Here is a 19833-nt window from a genome sequence, read left to right as displayed (position 1 = left end):
TACTTTCTGCTGGTTACCGCTCACTATACAATAGTCGTTTATACATAGAAGTAATTTTAGGGGGACAAAAGATCGTGTATTTTGAAAAATGTAGACTGAGAGTTTATATCGTATCAAGGAACAATTTCAAAAATAGTACCTTTGTTAAAATCAGTAACTTTCATAGAACCGTAAACTCCTAAATATAATCTACTTTGATCTAAGTTTGTTCCCAAACTAACGTAATAAGCTGATTGAGACCCAAAATCATAATTGGTTTCAATAACTTGAAAATCATTACGTTTACCGTTTATATCTGCTCTAGTATAAGCTAAAACACCTTTAACTGGAGATTGAGATTCTTCTTTCTTGGCGAGATCAGTAAACACAACGCTACCCGTTAAATTCGGGATTGCAGTTCCCATATATGGCTGGACTCCTGTAAGTGCAGTTCCTCCAAATTTATCTGGTCTAGAATCTTTATGAAAATAACTAATTAGAGGCTGTATACGATTCGCTGATGTTTGTATTGTTTCATCATAATAAGTCATTGTTCTCTCATCCAAAGTCGGATTTTCAGAACAGTGTTTTATAAAAGAGGTGGGCAAATCTCCTTCCCATCCTCGCCACCCAAAGTTAATAACCCCTTCTTGATTAGAAGTAGATCTCATTAAATACGTTTGAACAAGTTCGGTAACCGGTATCGGTTTATATTGAACAAATGAAAAAATAGACTCTAAAATATCCTGTCCGACATTTCCAGCATATTTTACATATTGATTATAAAACCTTTGAAATGAAATACCTGTTATATTCCGAACTCCTTTCGCAATTAATGTAAGTGTTTCTTGTATGGATAAAGGAAGTTCATTAAAACGTGTAATAACTGGAGGATTACTTATGAATGTATTTTTACTTATATCGATTTCAATTATTTTACCCGCTATTTCTAAATCATCTTGGCTTAAATTAAACGGATCATATCCCGATCCACCATCTCCATTTGTAAAAACAAGTTTTTCAGTCTCCGGTGAAAAGTTTAAACTATTGACTCCGTTATGATTAAAAAATGGCCTTCTTATATTGAGTAATGTTCTTCGTTTTTGAGGTTGACCATGTGATTGTAAAATCCATTCCTCAACTGTATCGATATGATCATATTGAGTATCTCTATTTACCCACTTTAAGTTTAAAGTTTTAGGGTCACAAGGGTTCGGTTTAAATTGTTCGGAAAGCGCACCCGGACCTTGAGTTCCAGCTACTGAATAATGAAGATAAAATAAACCGTTTTGATAAAATTGTGGATGAAACGCTAGTCCTAGCAATCCTCGCTCATCATAGCCACTACTAGAAACACCTTCTTCAGATGTGCCTAATTTAATTATCCGCTGACGAATATTTAAAAATGTCTTTACAATTTCGTCTCCGATGTAAAAAATCTCTCCTAATTGGGTTGCAATAAATAGTCTTTCAGTTGAATCGCCTGGAAGTATAGTTGTTTTTATCACGGTCGGTAAATTTATATTATGAACAATGGGTCGTAAACTAACTTTAACTTTTGTCAATTAACTTTACACCCCTTTTTATGCTTTTTTATAGAAAAATATGATTAGAGTAGTTCTATTAGTATCAAACAACCAATATTCCTTTTTATTATAAATTTGTATATAATATAATTATAAATAATCTAGGGGACGAACTATGACAATCGTACTACAAATCATTTTACCACTAATTTTCGCAGTGTTTTTATTTACCCTCTATCGTAATAAGAGGTTTGGATCAGCTTCATTCCTTTTAGCAGTCATGATTGGGATTTTCGGTTTAGAGAACATTTTTCAATATACTAGTTTAACAGATCATGCTGTTTATCCATATTGGGGCAGTTTAAAGGCTGTAATCATTATTTTATCAGTGGTGTTTTTATTCAAAAAACCCCCCACTCCATATAGTAATTAGCTATAAATAAAAAAGATTAGGAGCGAATCCTAATCTTTTTTTGTTATTCAATTGCTCCAGCAACATCATAATCATTTAAATCTAATTCAATTGGTTGTCCTAACGCCAGTTTAGCAAGTTCTGAACCTAAGTATGGACCAGCAGTTAAACCTGAAGCTCCTAATCCGTTCGCAACGAGAATACCTTCAAAGTTAGGTAAAGGTCCGATAACAGGTAAGAATCCTGGCGTAAACGGTCTGAATCCAACTCTCGTTTCAAGCATTGTACTATCTTCCAAACCAGGCGCAACTGTTAATGCTTTATGGAATACTTCATGTAAACCACCTGCTGTTACACGATGATCGAAACCAGTATCATTCTCATGCGTTGCACCAATTACGACATGACCATCGTCAAATGTTAAAATATATTGATCGTTTGGCGGCATAACAACTGGCATATTTTCTGTTGCTGTATTATCCATTTGTAAATGAACAATTTGTCCTTTTTGGAACGTAACTAAGAAATTAATTCCTAATGGGTTCAAGACTTCGTTTGCCCATGCGCCTGCAGTTACAATAACTTTTTCTGCTAAAATTGTTTCATCGTTTACGTTAACTCCAGTAATATGATTCTCTTCACGGACTAATATGGCATCTCCTTTTATAAAAGTTGCACCATGTTTTTTCGCAGCGCTTATTAATGCGTTGCGTAATAATCTTCCATTTACTCGTGCAGCACCACTAATGTGAACAGAACTATATTCTTCCGATAATGCCGGGAATAATTTTTTCGTTTCTTCAGCTGATAAGCGAGTGATCTCACCGATTTCTGGGGCATCTTCACGTCGTTTATAAGCTCGCTCTTCCATTTGATCTAACTTTTTCTCGTCAGTATGTAAACTAATTGCACCTACACGGCTATATCCTGTATCCGTTTCACCGTCTTCTTCTAATTGCTGAATTAACGAAGAATAGTAACGTGCACCGCCTTTAACGATTTTATACCATGCTTTATTACGACGTTGTGAAAGCCATGGACAGACAATACCTGCTGCTGCATCAGTTGCTTGACCTAATTGTTGGCGATCAACGATAGTAACGTTTTCACCAGCCTTAGCAAGATGATAAGCAGTAGACGCTCCTAAAATTCCCGCTCCAACTACAATATACGATTTCATTTCAAACACCTTTTCTCTTTTGCTAATTATGTAAATATAAGAACATTCCTTAGTATAAAGGAAGGACTACTTTTTTCAATGTACTCATCGCAATTAATTGTTGCATCAATGTGACTTTCCTAGTCGTTATTTTTTCTTCTTACGGAATAATTCAATTGTTTTATAGCCTTGTGAAAGGATTTCAATCATTTTCTCAAGACGTTTTTCACGTGTTTTTTCTTGTTTCACAGAAAATAAATTACGTGCCCAATCTTTTTGATATCCAGGAGTTAAACTTTGATAAAACTTAAGCTCATTTGGATGATTAGTTAACAATGCTTCAACATCTTGAATACGATCTGCATAATCAGCAACACATTGACTTGCAGCAGGGGTTTTCTTTGCCTTTTTTTTTTCACGTTTTAAACCTACAACAGTAAAGACGTCATCCATACTTACCATTCGCGCAAATTTAATATCACTCTTTCCTACATACCCATCATCGCCAACCTGTAATGCTGGAAACATCTCATCACGATGAATAAACGAACTGTAACGAGAATTACCTTTTTTCGGATATGCGAAGAATACATAACCTTTTTCAATTAGTAATTCTTCATTACTAATAATAAAATTCGTTTGTTTCACCATTTCATCAAGCGTTTCAACAAAAATAAAAATAGCATCATGTTCTTTTGAAAATGTAGTTTCTTTACCTGTAAAAATGTCATAATCACTTGGTTCGTTAATAACGACCATATTTGTATACTTATTAAGTTTCAATTTATCAATTACTGACATAATAATCTTCCTTTACATCTAATATTCATTGTATATACTTTTTTATACTGTTCTAGTGTATTATATCTATTAAGAAAATCAAACTTTAAATCGTATCATTCTGTTGCAAAAAAACATAATTCTTTACTAGAAGGAGTAGTTTTATGCCGTATGTAATCCGAGATGAAGGACTAGTTTTGCAAGGAGACAATGGAAAAGAGCCAGTTTTCCATACATATGAAGAGGCTGCAGAAACGTTAAAAACATTAACTATACCGCAGTTTCCGAAGCATATTAGACGAAAACCATTTAAACCAAAAATAATAAAAATAGCCGATTCTGAATAAGAACCGGCTATTTGTTTATTCATAATTTAATAGTAAATAAAGTATATAAAAGCTCTCTATATTGAGTTTCTGTAATTTCACGCTTAGTTTTTTCCCCATAAACAATTTCAGTTAAACTAGTATTCGTTAAAGAGACATGGCCAAAGTTTGTCAACTTTACTGCAATCGGTCCTTTATTGAAAATAGACTTCTCATCTTCAATCACCCTTTTTTGAACATTGTTTACTATTGACTCATCAATAATACGATTATAAAAGGCATGACAAACTTTCCATTCTCCATCAACAGCTATTCTTTCTAGAACATAATTTCCTTTACTAGTCTCTTTTCGTCGCACTCGATACGAACCGTTTTTAGAAGAAACAACCTCACCAGTAAACGGAACTGGCACAAGTGGTACTGATGAAGCAATACCTACATCAATTAAGTACGATACATTATTATAATTTAAAATAATTGTTATATGCCCATCCTCAAGTGCCCAAGCATTTATATCATTTTTATATACGGTACCTAGCGCGAGTTGTACATCATAACCGCAATCTTTTAAAAAATAGTAAAAAAGAGTATTTAATTCATAACAAAGTCCGCCGCGGGAATTCGTTAAAATTTTCTCCTGTAAGTTTTCCAGAGAAATTGTATTTGTATTACCTGCTATTACATCTAAATTTTCAAACGGTATTGTATGTGCAAATGCTAAAAGTATTGCATTCAATTCCTCAAACTCTATTTCCGTACGTTTTTCAAGGTTCAACCTTGTAAAAAGCTGTTCTTGTAAACTTGTCATATTCAGCACCCCTTAAAAATTATAAGTTAAAATAGTATATGCTGATTGTATATTTGACGAAGTACTGTAACAATGAACATTTCGTATAACTGTACCGGTACAAAAAAATCTAATTCGCAAGCTAGCTTAATATAAGAATTAAAAGAAAAGGCACCATTACAAATGCCTCTCCTTTAATCTGGGATACGCAACGATGACTTCTTTTAGGAGTAAAAAGCTATGAATATAAATTTAATAATTTATCTATAGGTAAATTATTAATATCACTTAAATCAACAAAATATTGAAGCTGCCACATTTGGCTCTTTTTAGCTTGATTGCTAACAGGGGTATCCCAAATAGGATAAATTCTCATAGCCATCTTTCCTTTTTGACTTTGAGTTTTCAATATTTTTTCTTTAAAAAGAATCTCTTTCGGGAAAATAAATTGTCCTAGTTTATTATCGTCCATACAAGTGATAACTAATAAGTCAGGAGCAGAATCATAAGAAAATGCTTGATTCTGCATGTTTTCATTTTTCACCCAAAAAGAAACAAATTGACCAATTTTATTAGAAGTAATTTTTGATACTCTAAAACGTATCGTTTTGTCATTCAAGTGAAATAACGCCCCTGCATACTCTGAGTTTTGTTTTTCTTCTTTAAGATTAGTAATCATTAAATTATTAGGTTTATACACTATATTATTTAAATTTTGGATTGTATCATTAAAATTATTCAAGAAAACTCCCCCTTTTAGCCTTCTCTTAGTTTATCATAAACATCAGCTCTAATATATTGTATAGGTTGAATGTAGTAGTCATAAGCGACGTGAAAAGGGGTATTTTAGCAGGATATACTTATTACTTCAATGTACTTAATTTTTCAATTGCTTGTTGTTCAGTTCCTAAGTAAAAAATATCATTTCCTTTATTACATTCATAAATAAAGTCTTTTAGGCTTTTACTAGTGTATATAGAAAAATCTCCAACGATAGCAATCTTTACCTTGTAGTTTATAAACTTTTGAAGAATTTCACCCACAAGACGTGTTTTTAAGTCAAAGAAACTTTCACTTATTAATGATTTATGGATAATAATCCGCCTTGAATCTACTTCATATTGAACTGTTGCTATAAAATCCAATGCAGATTGAACGTCGGATATTACTACCGTATCGTTTCTGACTACGGCAATATTTATTCCGCCAATTACTATTTTCTTTATTTCCATAGTCCCACTCCTTTATAATTTACACATTGTGAAGCTCTTAATATTAATCATGGATCAAATTAGCTAAAGCTATTGAAACGGCCTCTTTTTTTTATAAATATATTTTTTATATTTCACATACGGTCAATGAAATTAATAGCAACCTCTTTTTTGATATTTCTGCAAATTTATCTCTCCAAATTGTTTTTACTTGTTATAAAAATATTGTGGAGTAACATAACTTAACAAACTATCAAAAGTATTAATCTCAGCATATGGTTGTATTTCGGTCGTATTCTTGATCATATGAGGGTTAAACCATATGCCCTTTATATTTACATTTTGACAACCGGCAATATCTTTTTCTAAGTCATCTCCAACAAATAGTACATCTTCTGGTTGCACATTAAGCATATTTAATGCTAATTCAAAAATGCGCTTGTCAGGTTTACTACATCCTGCTTCTTCAGAAATAATGATTGTATCAAAATACCTATTTAAATTCGTGTTAATTATTTTAGCTTTTTGCCTCTGAGTTGAGCCATTTGTAATTATGCCAACTTTAATATGCATCTTTATATTATTTAAGAAATTAATAGTATTTTGGTTTATAGAAAAACATTTAGGGAAATTATTATTCCAAAAATCTTGAATGCAATTGCGTGGCAATCTAGATTTGGGTGGGAATTCATCAAATAAAGATTCCAAAACTGTCGTTTTATCACTAATGCCGTATTCCCTTTTATCGTATTCTTTGAATTTTTGTAGCATGTTGGTTTTAACAATATCACTAACATCCCCATAACATTTTTCTAAAACAATTAAAAATAATTTATCTACTGCCTTATCCCTATCAAGTAAAGTATCATCTAAGTCAAATAGCATTGCTTTATAACCTTTCAAATGATTTCACAACCTTTCATAAATATTTCGTGTATTATGAATGATTCAGGTTATTTATTAGGTACTTCAAACAAATAAACATGATCATTGTAAAGTTGACTTTATGTTATTAATTGATATTTTTATTCTTTCTATACGGTCAATGAAATTAAACGCAATCTAAGCTCCATCACCTATTTTTATTCAATTATTTTTGTGTGTTTTTTATTGGTACATATAAGTCAATCTTTAACTTTCCTTCTAGGTCTACTGATACATTATTCATGCAAAACTCCAGATTATCTCTATCATAATCTGCATCATACTCACTATTTGTTATCCACTCTCCATATACGTATTGATATGCTATATTCAAATGATATGGCTTGTCATAAAAATGGTATAAAGCGTATAAACCTCCCTCTAATCTTTTAAATTGCACCTCTTGATGATTTTCTTTGTCGAAGTTTACCGGAATTGTAACGCAAGCATCATGCCTACAGTTATGAATTTTAACTAATTCAGGATTATCTAGTGAAATTCCGATAAATGATTGCTCTGGTGGATAAAGTTTATTTTCATTTGACCAATTTAATAACTTATCCCAATGATCTTGCGGTTCAAAGTAACTTCCAATCCGTCTAATAAATGCCACTTCGAATGGTGGTAATTTTTTTATAACAACTTTCATTTACATCAGCTCCCTCTATAAATATCTACTCCGTTTATTTAGCCTTCTTTAATATTTATTCCTTCATAAATAAAACAAGTTCTCTAATTACATAAATCTTAATTGAAATATGATCGCTTACTACTACTAAAGTTGTATGTACTTTCATACTTTTATTTGATTTTATATTTTTTCTAAATCGATATATTAATAATAAGAAAACGAAAGAATAAAGGAGAATTTAAATTGATAAAAGGATTATATGAAGCACATTTACCAGTTAGTAATTTACAAAACTCTATTGAATTTTATGAAAAACTAGGATTGAAATTAGCTTGGAACGATGAATCGACAGCATTCTTTTGGATTGAAGAAGGGAAAAGTTGGCTAGGATTATGGGAGGGATCTGAACATGAAACGAAATATCACCCTTCTTTGCGACATATTGCATTTCGAGTATCTTATGAGGATTTAAAGGAATCGTTAAATTGGTTACAATCACTTCACATTAAAGCTGTTCCGTTTGGAAGTAATAAATCTATTGAACCATTTGTCCGTCCACATCAAGGTAATGCATCTGTTTATTTTGTTGATCCAGATGGTAATAGTTTAGAATTAATGTGTCATATCATTGTGCCGAATGAATTAAAACATATAACCGATAAATTATCCTTTCAAGTTTGGGAGCAACTGATTAACGACACATTTTAATTTTATACTTATAAAAGAGTGACTTCTAATGTAAAGAGAATTAGAAGTCAATTCAATTCATTTCACTGCTAATTAACTACGTAGGATAATAAGTTGTTTCTTAACGTTCTTCTAACATGAATTAAATGTAAAAAATCACCCTATTCATTCATTTTTTATGCGTATGTATGTACATTTGTTAATTTATTCGATATATTATGGGTATTGAATGATTACGAAAAGTTTATAGGTCGCTTATTTAACACCTTATATTTTTATATCCGTGAAAACTACAAAATGTATGAAAATCCATTTGTCAAATGAATTTAATGCGGAAGGAGGTTTGTGGTTACTTCATTAGGGTATAATAATCAGTTTTGAACTGATAAAAATATAGGAGGCGACATAATGTTTCGTACGATTTCAAATTTCATGAGAGTAGCTGAGATAAGAAACAAAATTCTTTTTACACTAGCGATGCTAATTGTTTTTCGAATTGGCACGTTTATTCCAGTTCCTCATACTAACGCAGAGGTATTAAAGGTACAAGATCAAGCCAATGTTTTAGGTATGCTGAACGTATTTGGCGGAGGAGCACTGCAACACTTCTCAATCTTTGCTGTAGGTATTACACCATATATTACAGCTTCCATCATAGTACAATTACTACAAATGGACGTTATACCTAAATTTTCAGAATGGGCAAAGCAAGGAGAAATGGGCCGTAAGAAATCAGCTCAATTTACTCGATACTTTACAATCATTCTCGCATTCATACAATCCCTTGGGATGTCTTATGGTTTTAATAATATAGCAGGTGGACAATTAATAACAGATCAAAGCTGGACTACATACTTATTTATTGCGACAGTTTTAACTGCTGGTACTGCATTTTTACTTTGGTTAGGTGAACAAATCACTGCTAAAGGCGTCGGTAATGGTATCTCAATGATTATCTTCGCAGGACTTGTTGCAGCGATTCCAAATGTTGCAAATCAAATTTATTTACAGCAATTCCAAAACGCAGGCGATCAGTTATTTATGCATATCGTAAAAATGGTTTTAATTGGACTCGTAATTTTAGCGATAGTTGTAGGTGTTATTTACATCCAACAAGCGGTTCGTAAAATACCGATTCAATATGCAAAAGCTGTATCAGGAAACAATCAATATCAAGGAGCAAAAAACACTCATTTACCTCTTAAAGTAAATAGTGCTGGTGTTATTCCAGTTATCTTTGCTTCCGCATTTTTAATGACGCCGCGTACAATTGCGCAGCTCTTCCCTGATTCAGGCGTATCAAAATGGATAATTACGAATTTTGATTTCGCACATCCAATTGGAATGGCGCTTTATGTTGGCCTTATTGTTGCTTTTACATATTTCTACGCATTTATTCAAGTAAACCCTGAACAAATGGCTGAGAATTTGAAAAAACAAAACGGTTATGTTCCGGGGATTCGTCCTGGTAAATCAACAGAGCAATATGTAACTAAAATTTTATACAGACTAACATTTATCGGTGCAATTTTCTTAGGGGCAATTTCAATATTGCCGCTCGTATTTACAAAAGTTGCTGCATTACCACCTTCTGCTCAAATTGGTGGTACAAGCTTACTTATCATCGTCGGTGTAGCATTAGAGACAATGAAGACTTTAGAAAGTCAGCTTGTGAAACGTCATTATAAAGGTTTTATAAAAAAAGCGAATTAAGTATAAAAACACAGTTGGTTATTTTTCCAACTGTGTTTTTGATTCTACTACCTCTAATTTTCCCACTAATGTACCAATGACTTTTTCCAAGTTCATTATTTTTTCTTCTAAGGCTTGAATGCGTTTATTGCTATCATCTACATCATTATATTTTAAATGATCATTAGAAACTTTGAACTGCTCCCCTAATTCGGAAGTGATATTTTCAATAGTTGATTTTGATTTTTCATTATTATTGGTTCCATTTGTATTTGATTTTAATTCAAATTGAAGGTCATATGTACTTCCAGTTACTTCTTTGGCTATTTGCGAAATTAAATCTTTATAAGACTGTTCAACCCACTTTTGTTGGAATTCGTTTTCAAAATAAATGATCAATGAATCTTCATTTATTCTGGCTGTCGTTTCTTTGACCCATGTTTCAAATGAAGGTCTTGAAATGATTACTTGGATTTTATCTTTTATTTTATTCCAAATTGTTTTTGATTCCTCTTGTCCGGAAGTGAGTTGGTTATTTTGCATGTGATGAATCTGTGCTATAGAAGTAGCATTTGATTCTATTTCGAACCAAATTTGATATTCTTCATTTGTAATTTTCTGTACGGTACTTGAAATTAAACTCTTATACTCCCCTTCAAGCAAATCACGATGAAACACATCTTCACAAAAGATTATTAATTTATTATCTTCAATAATAGCATTTGTATTTCTAATCCATGTCATAAATGTTTTCTCTGCTACTTTTGGCCTTAATACTTTCTTTACTTCATCCCAGCTATTAAGCCTTTCTTTTTGAACATCTTTCAACTTAGATGGTTCGCCATTACATAGATCAAACTGAATTTCAAACGTCGTATTATACATTTCTCTTAATGTATTAAATACTAATTCTTTGTAATGAGATTCTAACCAGTCACGCGCAAATTCATTCGGACAATAAATTGTTAATATATCCTCCTCTAAATAAACAGTAGTATTAGTAAACCAAGTTTCATATGATGGTTTTGAAATTTGTGGTCGAATTTTTTCCTTTACTTCAGTCCAATTCATTTTCATAATAACTCCCCTCTTTTTACAGTTCTCTTTCATATAGCTTAATAATATTACGCCTTTCCAATAAATAAAGTCAATCCGTATCGTTAATAAAATGAAAGCCGCCCTATTATATACAGGGCGGCTTCTTTATACAACTACATTTCCTTCTCAAATAATCTCCCTTGTTTGAAATAAGTCCGGAGTGTGGATCGATTAGCCAAAAATACACCACCCAAAATGAAACAAGCACCTATTCCCATTGTAGGGTTTAAAGGTTCTCTTAATATGATATATCCTACAATAATAGCAATTAGTGGTGATACATATAGCCACGTTGCTGGGAATACAGGATTCGTTTTCGATAAGAGCCAGTAATATAATCCGTGCCCACCAATTGATCCGATAAAGATGAGATATAAAATAGGCCACTGTACACTCCATGAAGCGAATAAAGTTACATTCGGTTGTTCTACTATGATGGATACAATTAGTAATAAAACTCCTCCGTAAAACATTTGAATACCATTAATGAGAAATGGTGATACATTTTGTAAATCCGAAAGTATTTCTTTTGATCGAATAGAGCCTATTCCGTAAAATAACTCTCCTATAATTAAAACAAAACAAGCGATACTCCATATGAGACTTACTTCTTGGTGCATTCCAGGTAAAGAAACAAAAACAACACCTATTAGTGCAATAATTAAAGCGAAAAGTTGCTCTTTTTGTAATTTTGTCTTATTCCTCTTTGCCTGTAATAACAAAATCATCATCGGTCCTGTAGCAGATAGAACAGCAGCTAACCCTGAAGAAATATATTGTTCCGCCCAGTACAGTGATGCGAATGTCATGAACGTTAAACAAAAACCAGCATACATAATGCGTTTTGAAAATACATGTGGCATAATCTCTTTTCTTTTTAACTTAAATATAATCATCAGAATTACTCCTGCTAAAAAGAAACGAATTCCTGCTGAAAATAATGGAGGCGCTCCTGCTTCAATTCCGATTTTTATCGTTAAAAATGTTGTTCCAAAAATAATACATACTAAAATATAATTGAAAATGACCATCTTTCTTCCTCCTTTTTACTCTTAACATGAGTATAGAAGGTATGGTGTATAACAGTGTATCTATGTATATAACAGTTACCTAAAATCGTAGTTGATTCTATATATATTTTTCGCTTTAATTAAATAAAAACGAAAAAGGTGAAACCATGAAGATTGTCCTTCGTAAAGAATCCAACATCCCGTATTACAAGCAAATATATATGCAAATCGTTGAAAGAGTACAAAGTGGCATACTTTCGCATGGTGACTCACTTCCATCTTTACGCTCTATGGCCGAAGATTTACAGATTAGCCTATTAACTGTTCGTAAGGCGTATAAGCAGCTAGAAAAGAAAGAATATATACGCATTGAACAAGGTAAAGGTGCCTATATACATAAACATGTAAAGAAAGATTTCAAACCAATTCCGTATAAATGGCAACAAACGAAAACGATTAATGTTATGCGATCTCAATATGCAATGAATCAGCACCGGAAATATTACGATTTTTCACAAGCGATTTTATATCCTCGTTTATTGCCAAATCCATTCTTGGCAGACGAAATGCATAAAATACTTAATAAAGACCAGATGATTCTAGCAACTTATGGGCCAGTTCAAGGCGATTATGAACTGCGAGTTGAAATAGTAAATTACTTAAATGAACACCAGAAATTAGTGACAGACCCATCTCAATTATTAATTACAAGCGGAGCACAACAAGGAATTGATTTAATTGCTCAAACATTATTAAAACCTGGTGATATTGTATTAGTGGAAAGTCCCTGTTACAGTGCTGCGCTTGATATTTTCATCAATAAAGGTGCTCAAATTATACCTGTTTCTCTTGATAATCATGGAGTTCGCTCCGACTTAATCGATGATATTTGTCAAAGTAAAAATCCCGTTTTATTGTATACGAATCCAACTTTTCAGAACCCAACAGGTACTGTAATGAGTAAAGAACGGAGAATGGAACTTATAGAACTAGCAGCGCTATATGAGTTTTTTATAATTGAAGATGATTCTTTCGGAGAAATATATTTTGAGGGTGCGACTGTTCCCCCTCCTATCAAAAATTTTGATACAAACGGCCACGTAATATATATAAAAGGATTTAGTAAAACGTTAGCACCAGGACTGCGTATCGCATCGCTTATTGCCGATGGCCCTATTTTCGAATGGTTATATGCTGTAAAAGGTTCAATGGATATCGGTAGTCCTTTATTAACACAAAAAGCACTTCTACCGTTTTTACGTGCAGAACGTATGAAAAATCATTTAGAAAAATTACGTACGGCTTTACAAATTAGACGTGATATAACTACTGATGTTTTATCACCACTTAAAGAAATACGCTTTGAAATACCAAATGGTGGCTTTAATTTATGGATTACTCTTCCTGATTCGATAGATCCCTTTAACTTATTACAAAAAGCAAATGAAGTAGAGGTGTCTTTTTTACCAGGAACAGCTTGTCTATTACATAACGATATAAATAATAACCAATTCAGGATTAGCTATTCTATGTTAAATGAAAAAGATATGTTGATTGGTTTAGAGAAATTACATGATACAATAAGAAACTATAAACTTTAATAACATATGCACAATCCTTGTAAGCTAACAAGTAAATACCCCAAAATATTTTTGTTTTGGGGTATAATGAAATTTTGAAGTATCCTAAATCATTTTTATTCAAATCAATTTACAATTATTTTTTTATTCCACTTTCATTACAATCTTACCTCTAACATGTTTACCTTCACTCAAGATATGAGCTTCTCTAACGCCTTCTTCATTAAACGGCACAACCTTACTTATAATTGGTTTTATTTTTCCTTGTACAATTATATCTGATAGTGCTTCTAATTGCTTTCCGTTTGGTTTTAGCCATAAAAAGCCTGATTTTATCCCTTTTACTTTTTGAATTGGTTCATAGACAATCGAAACTAAAACACCACCAGATTTTATAATTTGAAAACTTTTTTCTTGTACTTCCCCACCTATTGTATCTAATACAATATCAAAATCTGATAGTAATTCTTCAAATTTATCTTTTTTATAATCAATAACGAGATCTGCCCCTAAAGAATTTAAAAACTCTTCATTCTTACTACTCGCAGTTGTCGCAACAAAAGCTCCAAATGATTTTGCGATTTGGATTGCTAAACTTCCAACTCCACCAGCCCCAGCATGAATGAGCACTCGGTCATGTTCTTTTATTTTTGCGTAATCTACAAGGCTTTGCCACGCTGTAAGTCCTGCAAGAGGAATCGAAGCTGCCTCTTCGAAACTTAGGTTAGTAGGCATATAGGATACTAAATCTGATTTTACTGTAATGAATTCAGCATAAGAGCCCTTCCCTATATTTTCAGGTTTCGTAAACACTTTATCTCCTATTTTGAAACAATCTACATCTACCCCAACCTCTTCAATAACGCCAGCTACATCTAATCCTAAAATGATTGGAAATGAAAAGTGCAGTTGTTCTTGTAAGTCTCCTTTTCTTATTTTCCAATCAACAGGATTAACAGATGTTGCGAAAATACGTATTAATACCTCGTTATTCTTAACAACCGGTTTTAAAACTTGTCTTTCTTTTAATTCTTCAACACTACCATATTGATCTATAACAATCGCTTTCATTTCCTCTCCTCCTTGCTGTTTATTTTAATAACATACAAATATTTCTCAAATTTTTTTGCCTTGAATTATCATAAACTTATTTTTGGGGGTAATTATGCAAGAAACTAAGCAAATCTTACACACACCTTAGAGTTATTCAAAATTGTATTTTTAATTAAATTCAAAAGAAACGGAGAGAATTCTATGACTGAAAAGATATTTAAAATAAACGGGATTGATATATGTACAGAAAGCTTTGGTAATCCTAATAATCCTGCTATTTTATTAATTATGGGAGCTACTTGTTCCATGGTTTACTGGGATGAAGAGTTTTGTGAACAGTTGGCTAACACAGAGAAATTTGTTATTCGCTTTGATAACCGTGATGTAGGACGCTCTGTTACATACGAACCTGGAGCTTCAAATTATACAGTAACAGACATGGCTGAAGATGCAATTGGGGTACTAGATGCGTATCATATTGATAAGGCTCACCTATTTGGTATGTCATTAGGTGGTATGATTGCTCAAATTGCTGCTGTAAAACATCCTGAAAGAATTTTGACACTAACTTTATTAGCGACTAGTGTTATAGGATCTGATAACAACACTCGCGATTTACCTCCAATGGATGAAAGAATTTTAACGCATCACGCAAATGGCGCGCATTTAGATTGGACAAATAAAAATGCTGTCACAGAGTATTTAGTTTCAGGATCTCGTCTATTATGTGGATCAAAACGAACATTTGATGAAAACAGGGTCTATAAACAAGTAAAACAAGAAATAGAACGAGCTAACAATCTATTAAGTATGTTTAATCACGCTTTACTTCAAGGTGATGATGCTTATGAAGGTGTACTTCATTCGATAAAAACTCCTACGTTAGTAATTCATGGAACAGACGATACAGCACTCCCATTTGAACATGGTCTTGCACTGATTGATGAAATTCCAGATTCAGAATTATTAACTCTTGAGGGAGCAGGACATGAAAATCATCCTGATGACTGGGAAGACATAATTCAAGCAGTTACAGAACATACATCCAAAATGTAAATGAAATCAATAAATAGAAGGGGCACAATATAATTTGTGCCCCTTCTATTTATTGAAATGGCTTCACACAAACAAAAGCCCATCACTGTATCCGTATGTATAGTGATGGGTGTTACCTATATTTTTCTATGTCTAAAAAAACGGACAATCTAATTGATCGACAGATTCCCATGATCTTTTTTTTACGCTCTCGGTGGGTTTATTTGCTTCTAGTGGTACGTTTTTAAAAGGATTTACTTCGATCTTTAATAAGGACGATGGCTCCACATATAATGAGAAAACATGGCTACTGGGTAAAGCTTTTGACACATCAATATCTCCTACTTGTTTAAATAGTTGCTGTGCAGCAAAGAAAAAGAAATTAGTTGGGTTTGATTGTTTATTAAGCCATGCAAGCATTTCAGGTGATACTGATTTATGAATATTGATTTTTACTCGATCACCACGTTTATATCGCCTAGATCGCATACTTCCACCAACTAACTTATCGTTAAGTTTGTAAATCCTAACTCTTTTTGTTTATGCTCTCTATACTTTGGTGAACAAGTGTAGACTAATAATCCTTTTGCATTTGTAAATAATGGATTATCTACAAAGATTACATTTTTCAGGCGTCCTTTTTGTTTTAAAATCATTTTTAAACTGTTTTTAATAATTATTGCGCCCCCGCCATAAATAAATACGTATGGATCGTCTTTCATGTCGTCGATTTTATTTATAATATCTGTTGCAACACGTGCGGCTAAACCTAATAATGCTGGTTGCGATTCCTCAACTAATAATGCATTCCTTGGATGCTTTTCACTTAAATAAATTTGGTTAAATTCTGTAATACTATCAATTGTCTTTGTAGGATATTTCCGATTCCATCTCGTAATAATTTGTAGTAACGTTTCTTTTACACCGTACGATAATCCTTTACTTAACTGCGGACGGAAATTTACCCCTAATGAAACAACCTCTTCTGTCGTCCCCGCGCCAATATCAAAAGACAATAGAGTTTTATCTACAAAATCGATTTCTGAAACTTGATTTTGTTCACATTCTATTTTATGTTTTACAACATTTCCTTCTTCATCATATACAATACCCCACGTCCCAGAAGCGCCCTCAGGCAGGCATTTACAATACTCGATAGAAACATTAATCGTAACATCGTGTCCGTTCGGATAATGGAAAACAACCTTATGATTTCCCATATAACGTTTCGCATTTTCCGCAGCAATTTCTTGTGTAATAAGTTGCATAGGAAGAGCGACCGATAAATCGTATCGAATATTAATATGGCTAGAAGTTGGACTTTGACGCATAGCACTTATCGCTAATCCTGAAAGTATTGTAATAACCATTAACTCATCCGTCGACTTATTCGATTTCTTCTCCACCTCAGTACCTTTTAATTGATCCTGAATTACTTTTTCTCCAACGATGTATCGTACATTATTTAACATTAGTGATGGAGAACTAATGGTCACATCAATGTGATTTTCTAATTCCGATAATGAAACATCAGCCTCATCTAACAATCCTGTAGGTTCTCCTATATATAAAGAATAAATACTTGGAATAAAAATAGGGTCTTGCCCTTTTACCATTAACTTCAAACCGTTATTCCCTGCATCTGCACCAGCTTTTAAAAGAATAGACATAACTACCCCCTAAATTAATCTGACCTCCCTTCCAAATATATGCGAGCCCATTCTTTTACATTCAAATGTAATGTAACTTTTTATTCATCATAAAAACAAAATATTATATACCTACATTTCGAATGTAAAAAGTATTTGACATAATATTTTTCCAATTTTATACTACAATTGTGGAGGTGCAATCATATAATGAATACTAAAAAAACTATTTTTATAATCATTGTTTTAGCGTTACTTGCAATACTTATACATGGCACATATAAATACATTACTGAAGGTTCGATTTTGGGTGGGACGATCTTCGCTGCCTCTTTAATACTTAGCAATTTAATTAATCATATTACATGGGGAGATCCAAACGGCGTATCGAAAGAAAGTCAAGATGAGATGGGACAACAAATTACATATAAGAGCTTTAAAATTTCCTATTTTGTGCTTGTAGTTGTAATGTTTCTTATATTACTCTTCTCAGAAGGATTTTCTATGGGCGCTAATTTAGATGGGGTAAAAAACCTTCCTCTTTTTATCGCACTTTGTTCTTCATTCTTTATTTTTCCTATCGTTGAACTCATTGTTGCCAAACAATATAAATAAAAAGATGAGGTTTTCTATATACAGAAAACCTCATCTTTTTATATTTACAAACCTTCTGCTATCACTTTTACCTTATTCACAGTCCGCCAATTCCTTACTGTAGCTGGTGTATGTAACTTCTGAAACTGGTTCATTAATTTAGAATTCCGAATGCTATTTTTGAAAAACAAATACACAACATTCTCATCTATATAACAATCTTCAGTCTCATTTTTTAGCATAAGCAGCTGATTCTTTTCTTTTTCAGAGAGTACATTTGCTAAAAAGGCAACATGTATACTTTCTCCTTCTAACAATGAATTGGCATCATAAGGGCATTTTTTTATAATATTTATAAATTCCTCATTTGTTCTTAACATGACTGGAACATCAAAATCAAATACGTTTTTAATTTCAGATTGTATGCTTCCCTTTATAAAGCTTATATCTTCCTCTGATTCGAACACGATATTGCCGCTTTGAATATATGTTTTCACTTGTGTTAATCCTATTGATTCAAACATTTGTTTCAATTCAACCATTTTGATTATTTTATGTCCACCAACATTGATTCCCCTTAGTAACGCAATATAAATTGTCATATAATTACTCCTCACATATTCATTGACCTTTCAACTATATTTGTTGACACCTTTATCTTTCTGGATGTTTGCTTTCGTTTTTACTAACATATCATATAATAAAAAAAACTTACTACATGAAAATTCAAGAGTAAGTTTTCAATCTCATTATTTCATTATAGGTAAATGCATTATTATTTGTTGACCAATTGGTCCCATCCTTCTAAACCCTCTATCTTGGAAGCCAACTTTTTCATATAATTTTTGTGCGGGAATATTCTTTTCATTTACAGCAAGTACAACTTCATTTTTTATTGGAAAATAACGTTTTACAAACTCTTGTAATAATGCTAGTGACTTTTCAGCATATCCTTTTCTTTGTTTATTGTAATTTATAGAAAATGATGTTAAAAGTAAAGCGTCTTCATTTTCTGTGAACTCCTGTACTCTATCACCTGTTTGTAATGCGAAAAGACCAACAGGTACACCGTTATAATCTAAAATAACGATTACATTTTTTGTACGATCACTTTTTACTTTTTCCAGTAATTCGCCTGGATCTGATGTGAATTGAACTTGTTCACTTGGTAAAGTAAATGATTGTATAATTTCTTTATACGTCTCCTTATACGGAACTAATTGAATTTCCCCAGTATGTATGTTCATGATCAACTCTCCCATTTTTCAACTAATTAACTTAAACCTTGCTGTACTTTAGAATACACTTTCCCATCTAAAAATATAATTTCAGCAAATGAATTTGGGTCGGTTCCCTTCCAAGCAAAAATTTGTTTAATTTGTGTAGAATGTTCTACCCCTTCTTCTATAAGTAAATTCCCTTCAAAACCGATTAAATCTTTCACTTCAGCATAAGTCATTCCTTCATCTATTTTCGAGAAATGATTTATATTGATAGATTCTTTCTTCTGACTTTCCATCACAGTAGAAGACATCGCTGTTTGTTTTTTCACTTCTTTCTTCTGTTCACACGCTGTCATACTGAAACTTAGGCATAAACTACATACTATAAATGCGCTTTTTTTCATCATAACAGTTGTCCCTCCCAACATAATTAAACCATATATTCCCTTAAAAATAAACTGAATATTTAATGTTATA

General features: G+C 32.4%; 23 protein-coding genes. 7 read left to right on the top strand and 16 right to left on the bottom strand.

Annotated elements, in window-relative coordinates; all coding sequences use genetic code 11:
* Positions 1-113: 113 nt before the first annotated feature.
* Positions 114-1544 carry a PQQ-dependent sugar dehydrogenase gene (locus MR065_RS08805; RefSeq protein WP_242213351.1) on the bottom strand — a complete coding sequence of 477 codons (1431 nt, stop codon included), beginning with the start codon at positions 1542-1544 and terminating at the stop codon, positions 114-116.
* A 136-nt stretch (positions 1545-1680) separates the two neighbouring features.
* Here MR065_RS08805 and MR065_RS08800 point away from each other — a divergent pair, with 136 nt between their 5' ends.
* Positions 1681-1938, top strand: coding sequence for a hypothetical protein (locus MR065_RS08800; RefSeq protein ID WP_242213350.1), 258 nt, complete (start codon positions 1681-1683; stop codon positions 1936-1938).
* Positions 1939-1981: 43 nt separating this feature from the next.
* Here the strand turns inward: MR065_RS08800 and MR065_RS08795 are convergent, their stop codons facing one another.
* Both MR065_RS08795 and MR065_RS08790 read right to left on the bottom strand, forming a co-directional pair.
* Positions 1982-3097: an NAD(P)/FAD-dependent oxidoreductase gene (locus MR065_RS08795; protein ID WP_242213349.1), complete on the bottom strand. Its 1116-nt coding sequence runs from the start codon at positions 3095-3097 to the stop codon at positions 1982-1984.
* A gap of 126 nt (positions 3098-3223) precedes the next feature.
* A complete protein-coding gene (locus MR065_RS08790) occupies positions 3224-3877 on the bottom strand; it encodes a YdeI/OmpD-associated family protein (protein ID WP_242213348.1) in 654 nt (217 codons plus the stop codon).
* A gap of 143 nt (positions 3878-4020) precedes the next feature.
* On the opposite strand from MR065_RS08790, the gene MR065_RS08785 reads away from it, so the two are divergent.
* Positions 4021-4203 (top strand): hypothetical protein, encoded by a 183-nt coding sequence (locus MR065_RS08785; protein ID WP_002032339.1) that lies wholly within the window; start codon positions 4021-4023, stop codon positions 4201-4203.
* A gap of 19 nt (positions 4204-4222) precedes the next feature.
* Here the strand turns inward: MR065_RS08785 and MR065_RS08780 are convergent, their stop codons facing one another.
* From MR065_RS08780 to MR065_RS08760, 5 genes are all read right to left on the bottom strand, one after another.
* The gene (locus tag MR065_RS08780) at positions 4223-4990 is read right to left on the bottom strand and encodes an arylamine N-acetyltransferase family protein (protein WP_242213347.1); all 768 of its coding nucleotides are present in this window, start codon (positions 4988-4990) and stop codon (positions 4223-4225) included.
* Positions 4991-5207: 217 nt separating this feature from the next.
* Positions 5208-5711, bottom strand: coding sequence for a MepB family protein (locus MR065_RS08775; RefSeq protein WP_242213345.1), 504 nt, complete (start codon positions 5709-5711; stop codon positions 5208-5210).
* A 121-nt stretch (positions 5712-5832) separates the two neighbouring features.
* A complete protein-coding gene (locus tag MR065_RS08770; RefSeq protein WP_242213343.1) occupies positions 5833-6201 on the bottom strand; it encodes a DUF4180 domain-containing protein in 369 nt (122 codons plus the stop codon).
* A 186-nt stretch (positions 6202-6387) separates the two neighbouring features.
* A complete protein-coding gene (locus MR065_RS08765) occupies positions 6388-7065 on the bottom strand; it encodes an HAD family hydrolase (RefSeq protein WP_242213413.1) in 678 nt (225 codons plus the stop codon).
* Between the two features lie 205 nt (positions 7066-7270).
* Positions 7271-7753: an AraC family transcriptional regulator gene (locus MR065_RS08760; RefSeq protein WP_242213342.1), complete on the bottom strand. Its 483-nt coding sequence runs from the start codon at positions 7751-7753 to the stop codon at positions 7271-7273.
* 225 nt (positions 7754-7978) lie between these two features.
* Between MR065_RS08760 and MR065_RS08755 the strand changes: the two genes are divergently transcribed.
* Together MR065_RS08755 and secY are read left to right on the top strand one after the other, a co-directional pair.
* On the top strand, positions 7979-8443 hold the full coding sequence (locus MR065_RS08755) for a VOC family protein (protein WP_242213341.1): 465 nt from the start codon (positions 7979-7981) through the stop codon (positions 8441-8443).
* Positions 8444-8830: 387 nt separating this feature from the next.
* Positions 8831-10135 (top strand): preprotein translocase subunit SecY, encoded by a 1305-nt coding sequence (gene secY, locus MR065_RS08750; protein ID WP_242213339.1) that lies wholly within the window; start codon positions 8831-8833, stop codon positions 10133-10135.
* An 18-nt stretch (positions 10136-10153) separates the two neighbouring features.
* Here secY and MR065_RS08745 read toward each other — a convergent pair whose 3' ends face one another.
* Together MR065_RS08745 and MR065_RS08740 are read right to left on the bottom strand one after the other, a co-directional pair.
* Entirely contained in the window at positions 10154-11191 is a 1038-nt protein-coding gene (locus MR065_RS08745; protein ID WP_242213338.1) for a DnaA N-terminal domain-containing protein, read from the bottom strand.
* A 134-nt stretch (positions 11192-11325) separates the two neighbouring features.
* Entirely contained in the window at positions 11326-12243 is a 918-nt protein-coding gene (locus MR065_RS08740; protein WP_242213337.1) for a DMT family transporter, read from the bottom strand.
* A 146-nt stretch (positions 12244-12389) separates the two neighbouring features.
* On the opposite strand from MR065_RS08740, the gene pdxR reads away from it, so the two are divergent.
* Complete coding sequence (pdxR, locus tag MR065_RS08735) at positions 12390-13823, top strand: MocR-like pyridoxine biosynthesis transcription factor PdxR (protein WP_242213336.1); 1434 nt, start codon at positions 12390-12392, stop codon at positions 13821-13823.
* A gap of 123 nt (positions 13824-13946) precedes the next feature.
* Here the strand turns inward: pdxR and MR065_RS08730 are convergent, their stop codons facing one another.
* Positions 13947-14873, bottom strand: coding sequence for an NADP-dependent oxidoreductase (locus MR065_RS08730; RefSeq protein WP_242213335.1), 927 nt, complete (start codon positions 14871-14873; stop codon positions 13947-13949).
* 183 nt (positions 14874-15056) lie between these two features.
* Between MR065_RS08730 and mle the strand changes: the two genes are divergently transcribed.
* On the top strand, positions 15057-15911 hold the full coding sequence (gene mle, locus MR065_RS08725) for a BCA family alpha/beta fold macrolide esterase (protein WP_242213334.1): 855 nt from the start codon (positions 15057-15059) through the stop codon (positions 15909-15911).
* Positions 15912-16043: 132 nt separating this feature from the next.
* On the opposite strand, the gene MR065_RS08720 is transcribed toward mle, so the two are convergent.
* The gene (locus MR065_RS08720) at positions 16044-16379 is read right to left on the bottom strand and encodes a hypothetical protein (protein ID WP_098266539.1); all 336 of its coding nucleotides are present in this window, start codon (positions 16377-16379) and stop codon (positions 16044-16046) included.
* An 11-nt stretch (positions 16380-16390) separates the two neighbouring features.
* Complete coding sequence (locus MR065_RS08715) at positions 16391-17560, bottom strand: ParM/StbA family protein (RefSeq protein WP_097903634.1); 1170 nt, start codon at positions 17558-17560, stop codon at positions 16391-16393.
* 189 nt (positions 17561-17749) lie between these two features.
* On the opposite strand from MR065_RS08715, the gene MR065_RS08710 reads away from it, so the two are divergent.
* Positions 17750-18154, top strand: a complete 405-nt coding sequence (locus MR065_RS08710) for a hypothetical protein (RefSeq protein ID WP_242213333.1) — start codon at positions 17750-17752, stop codon at positions 18152-18154.
* A 44-nt stretch (positions 18155-18198) separates the two neighbouring features.
* Here the strand turns inward: MR065_RS08710 and MR065_RS08705 are convergent, their stop codons facing one another.
* The 3 genes from MR065_RS08705 to MR065_RS08695 form a co-directional block, all read right to left on the bottom strand.
* Positions 18199-18735: a DUF1697 domain-containing protein gene (locus MR065_RS08705; protein WP_242213332.1), complete on the bottom strand. Its 537-nt coding sequence runs from the start codon at positions 18733-18735 to the stop codon at positions 18199-18201.
* 147 nt (positions 18736-18882) lie between these two features.
* Positions 18883-19380: a GNAT family N-acetyltransferase gene (locus MR065_RS08700; protein ID WP_242213331.1), complete on the bottom strand. Its 498-nt coding sequence runs from the start codon at positions 19378-19380 to the stop codon at positions 18883-18885.
* Between the two features lie 26 nt (positions 19381-19406).
* Positions 19407-19784, bottom strand: a complete 378-nt coding sequence (locus tag MR065_RS08695) for a hypothetical protein (RefSeq protein ID WP_242213330.1) — start codon at positions 19782-19784, stop codon at positions 19407-19409.
* Positions 19785-19833 lie beyond the last annotated feature (49 nt).

This window comes from Bacillus cereus group sp. BfR-BA-01383 (genome assembly GCF_022663495.1).
Taxonomy (GTDB): domain Bacteria; phylum Bacillota; class Bacilli; order Bacillales; family Bacillaceae_G; genus Bacillus_A; species Bacillus_A cereus_AU.
Note: the sequence above shows the minus strand (reverse complement) of the source record. Positions and strands in the feature narration are given on the sequence as shown.

Excerpts from the sequence above, each read along its gene's own strand:
- MR065_RS08720 (WP_098266539.1), bottom strand. The coding sequence starts at position 16,379 with ATGCGATCTAGGCGATATAAACGTGGTGATCGAGTAAAAATCAATATT.
- MR065_RS08785 (WP_002032339.1), top strand. The coding sequence starts at position 4,021 with ATGCCGTATGTAATCCGAGATGAAGGACTAGTTTTGCAAGGAGACAAT.
- MR065_RS08745 (WP_242213338.1), bottom strand. The coding sequence starts at position 11,191 with ATGAAAATGAATTGGACTGAAGTAAAGGAAAAAATTCGACCACAAATT.
- MR065_RS08740 (WP_242213337.1), bottom strand. The coding sequence starts at position 12,243 with ATGGTCATTTTCAATTATATTTTAGTATGTATTATTTTTGGAACAACA.
- MR065_RS08710 (WP_242213333.1), top strand. The coding sequence starts at position 17,750 with ATGAATACTAAAAAAACTATTTTTATAATCATTGTTTTAGCGTTACTT.
- pdxR (WP_242213336.1), top strand. The coding sequence starts at position 12,390 with ATGAAGATTGTCCTTCGTAAAGAATCCAACATCCCGTATTACAAGCAA.
- MR065_RS08700 (WP_242213331.1), bottom strand. The coding sequence starts at position 19,380 with ATGAACATACATACTGGGGAAATTCAATTAGTTCCGTATAAGGAGACG.
- MR065_RS08770 (WP_242213343.1), bottom strand. The coding sequence starts at position 6,201 with ATGGAAATAAAGAAAATAGTAATTGGCGGAATAAATATTGCCGTAGTC.
- MR065_RS08760 (WP_242213342.1), bottom strand. The coding sequence starts at position 7,753 with ATGAAAGTTGTTATAAAAAAATTACCACCATTCGAAGTGGCATTTATT.
- MR065_RS08705 (WP_242213332.1), bottom strand. The coding sequence starts at position 18,735 with ATGACAATTTATATTGCGTTACTAAGGGGAATCAATGTTGGTGGACAT.
- MR065_RS08780 (WP_242213347.1), bottom strand. The coding sequence starts at position 4,990 with ATGACAAGTTTACAAGAACAGCTTTTTACAAGGTTGAACCTTGAAAAA.
- MR065_RS08765 (WP_242213413.1), bottom strand. The coding sequence starts at position 7,065 with ATGCTATTTGACTTAGATGATACTTTACTTGATAGGGATAAGGCAGTA.
- mle (WP_242213334.1), top strand. The coding sequence starts at position 15,057 with ATGACTGAAAAGATATTTAAAATAAACGGGATTGATATATGTACAGAA.
- MR065_RS08715 (WP_097903634.1), bottom strand. The coding sequence starts at position 17,560 with ATGTCTATTCTTTTAAAAGCTGGTGCAGATGCAGGGAATAACGGTTTG.
- secY (WP_242213339.1), top strand. The coding sequence starts at position 8,831 with ATGTTTCGTACGATTTCAAATTTCATGAGAGTAGCTGAGATAAGAAAC.
- MR065_RS08695 (WP_242213330.1), bottom strand. The coding sequence starts at position 19,784 with ATGTTGGGAGGGACAACTGTTATGATGAAAAAAAGCGCATTTATAGTA.
- MR065_RS08790 (WP_242213348.1), bottom strand. The coding sequence starts at position 3,877 with ATGTCAGTAATTGATAAATTGAAACTTAATAAGTATACAAATATGGTC.
- MR065_RS08795 (WP_242213349.1), bottom strand. The coding sequence starts at position 3,097 with ATGAAATCGTATATTGTAGTTGGAGCGGGAATTTTAGGAGCGTCTACT.
- MR065_RS08730 (WP_242213335.1), bottom strand. The coding sequence starts at position 14,873 with ATGAAAGCGATTGTTATAGATCAATATGGTAGTGTTGAAGAATTAAAA.
- MR065_RS08800 (WP_242213350.1), top strand. The coding sequence starts at position 1,681 with ATGACAATCGTACTACAAATCATTTTACCACTAATTTTCGCAGTGTTT.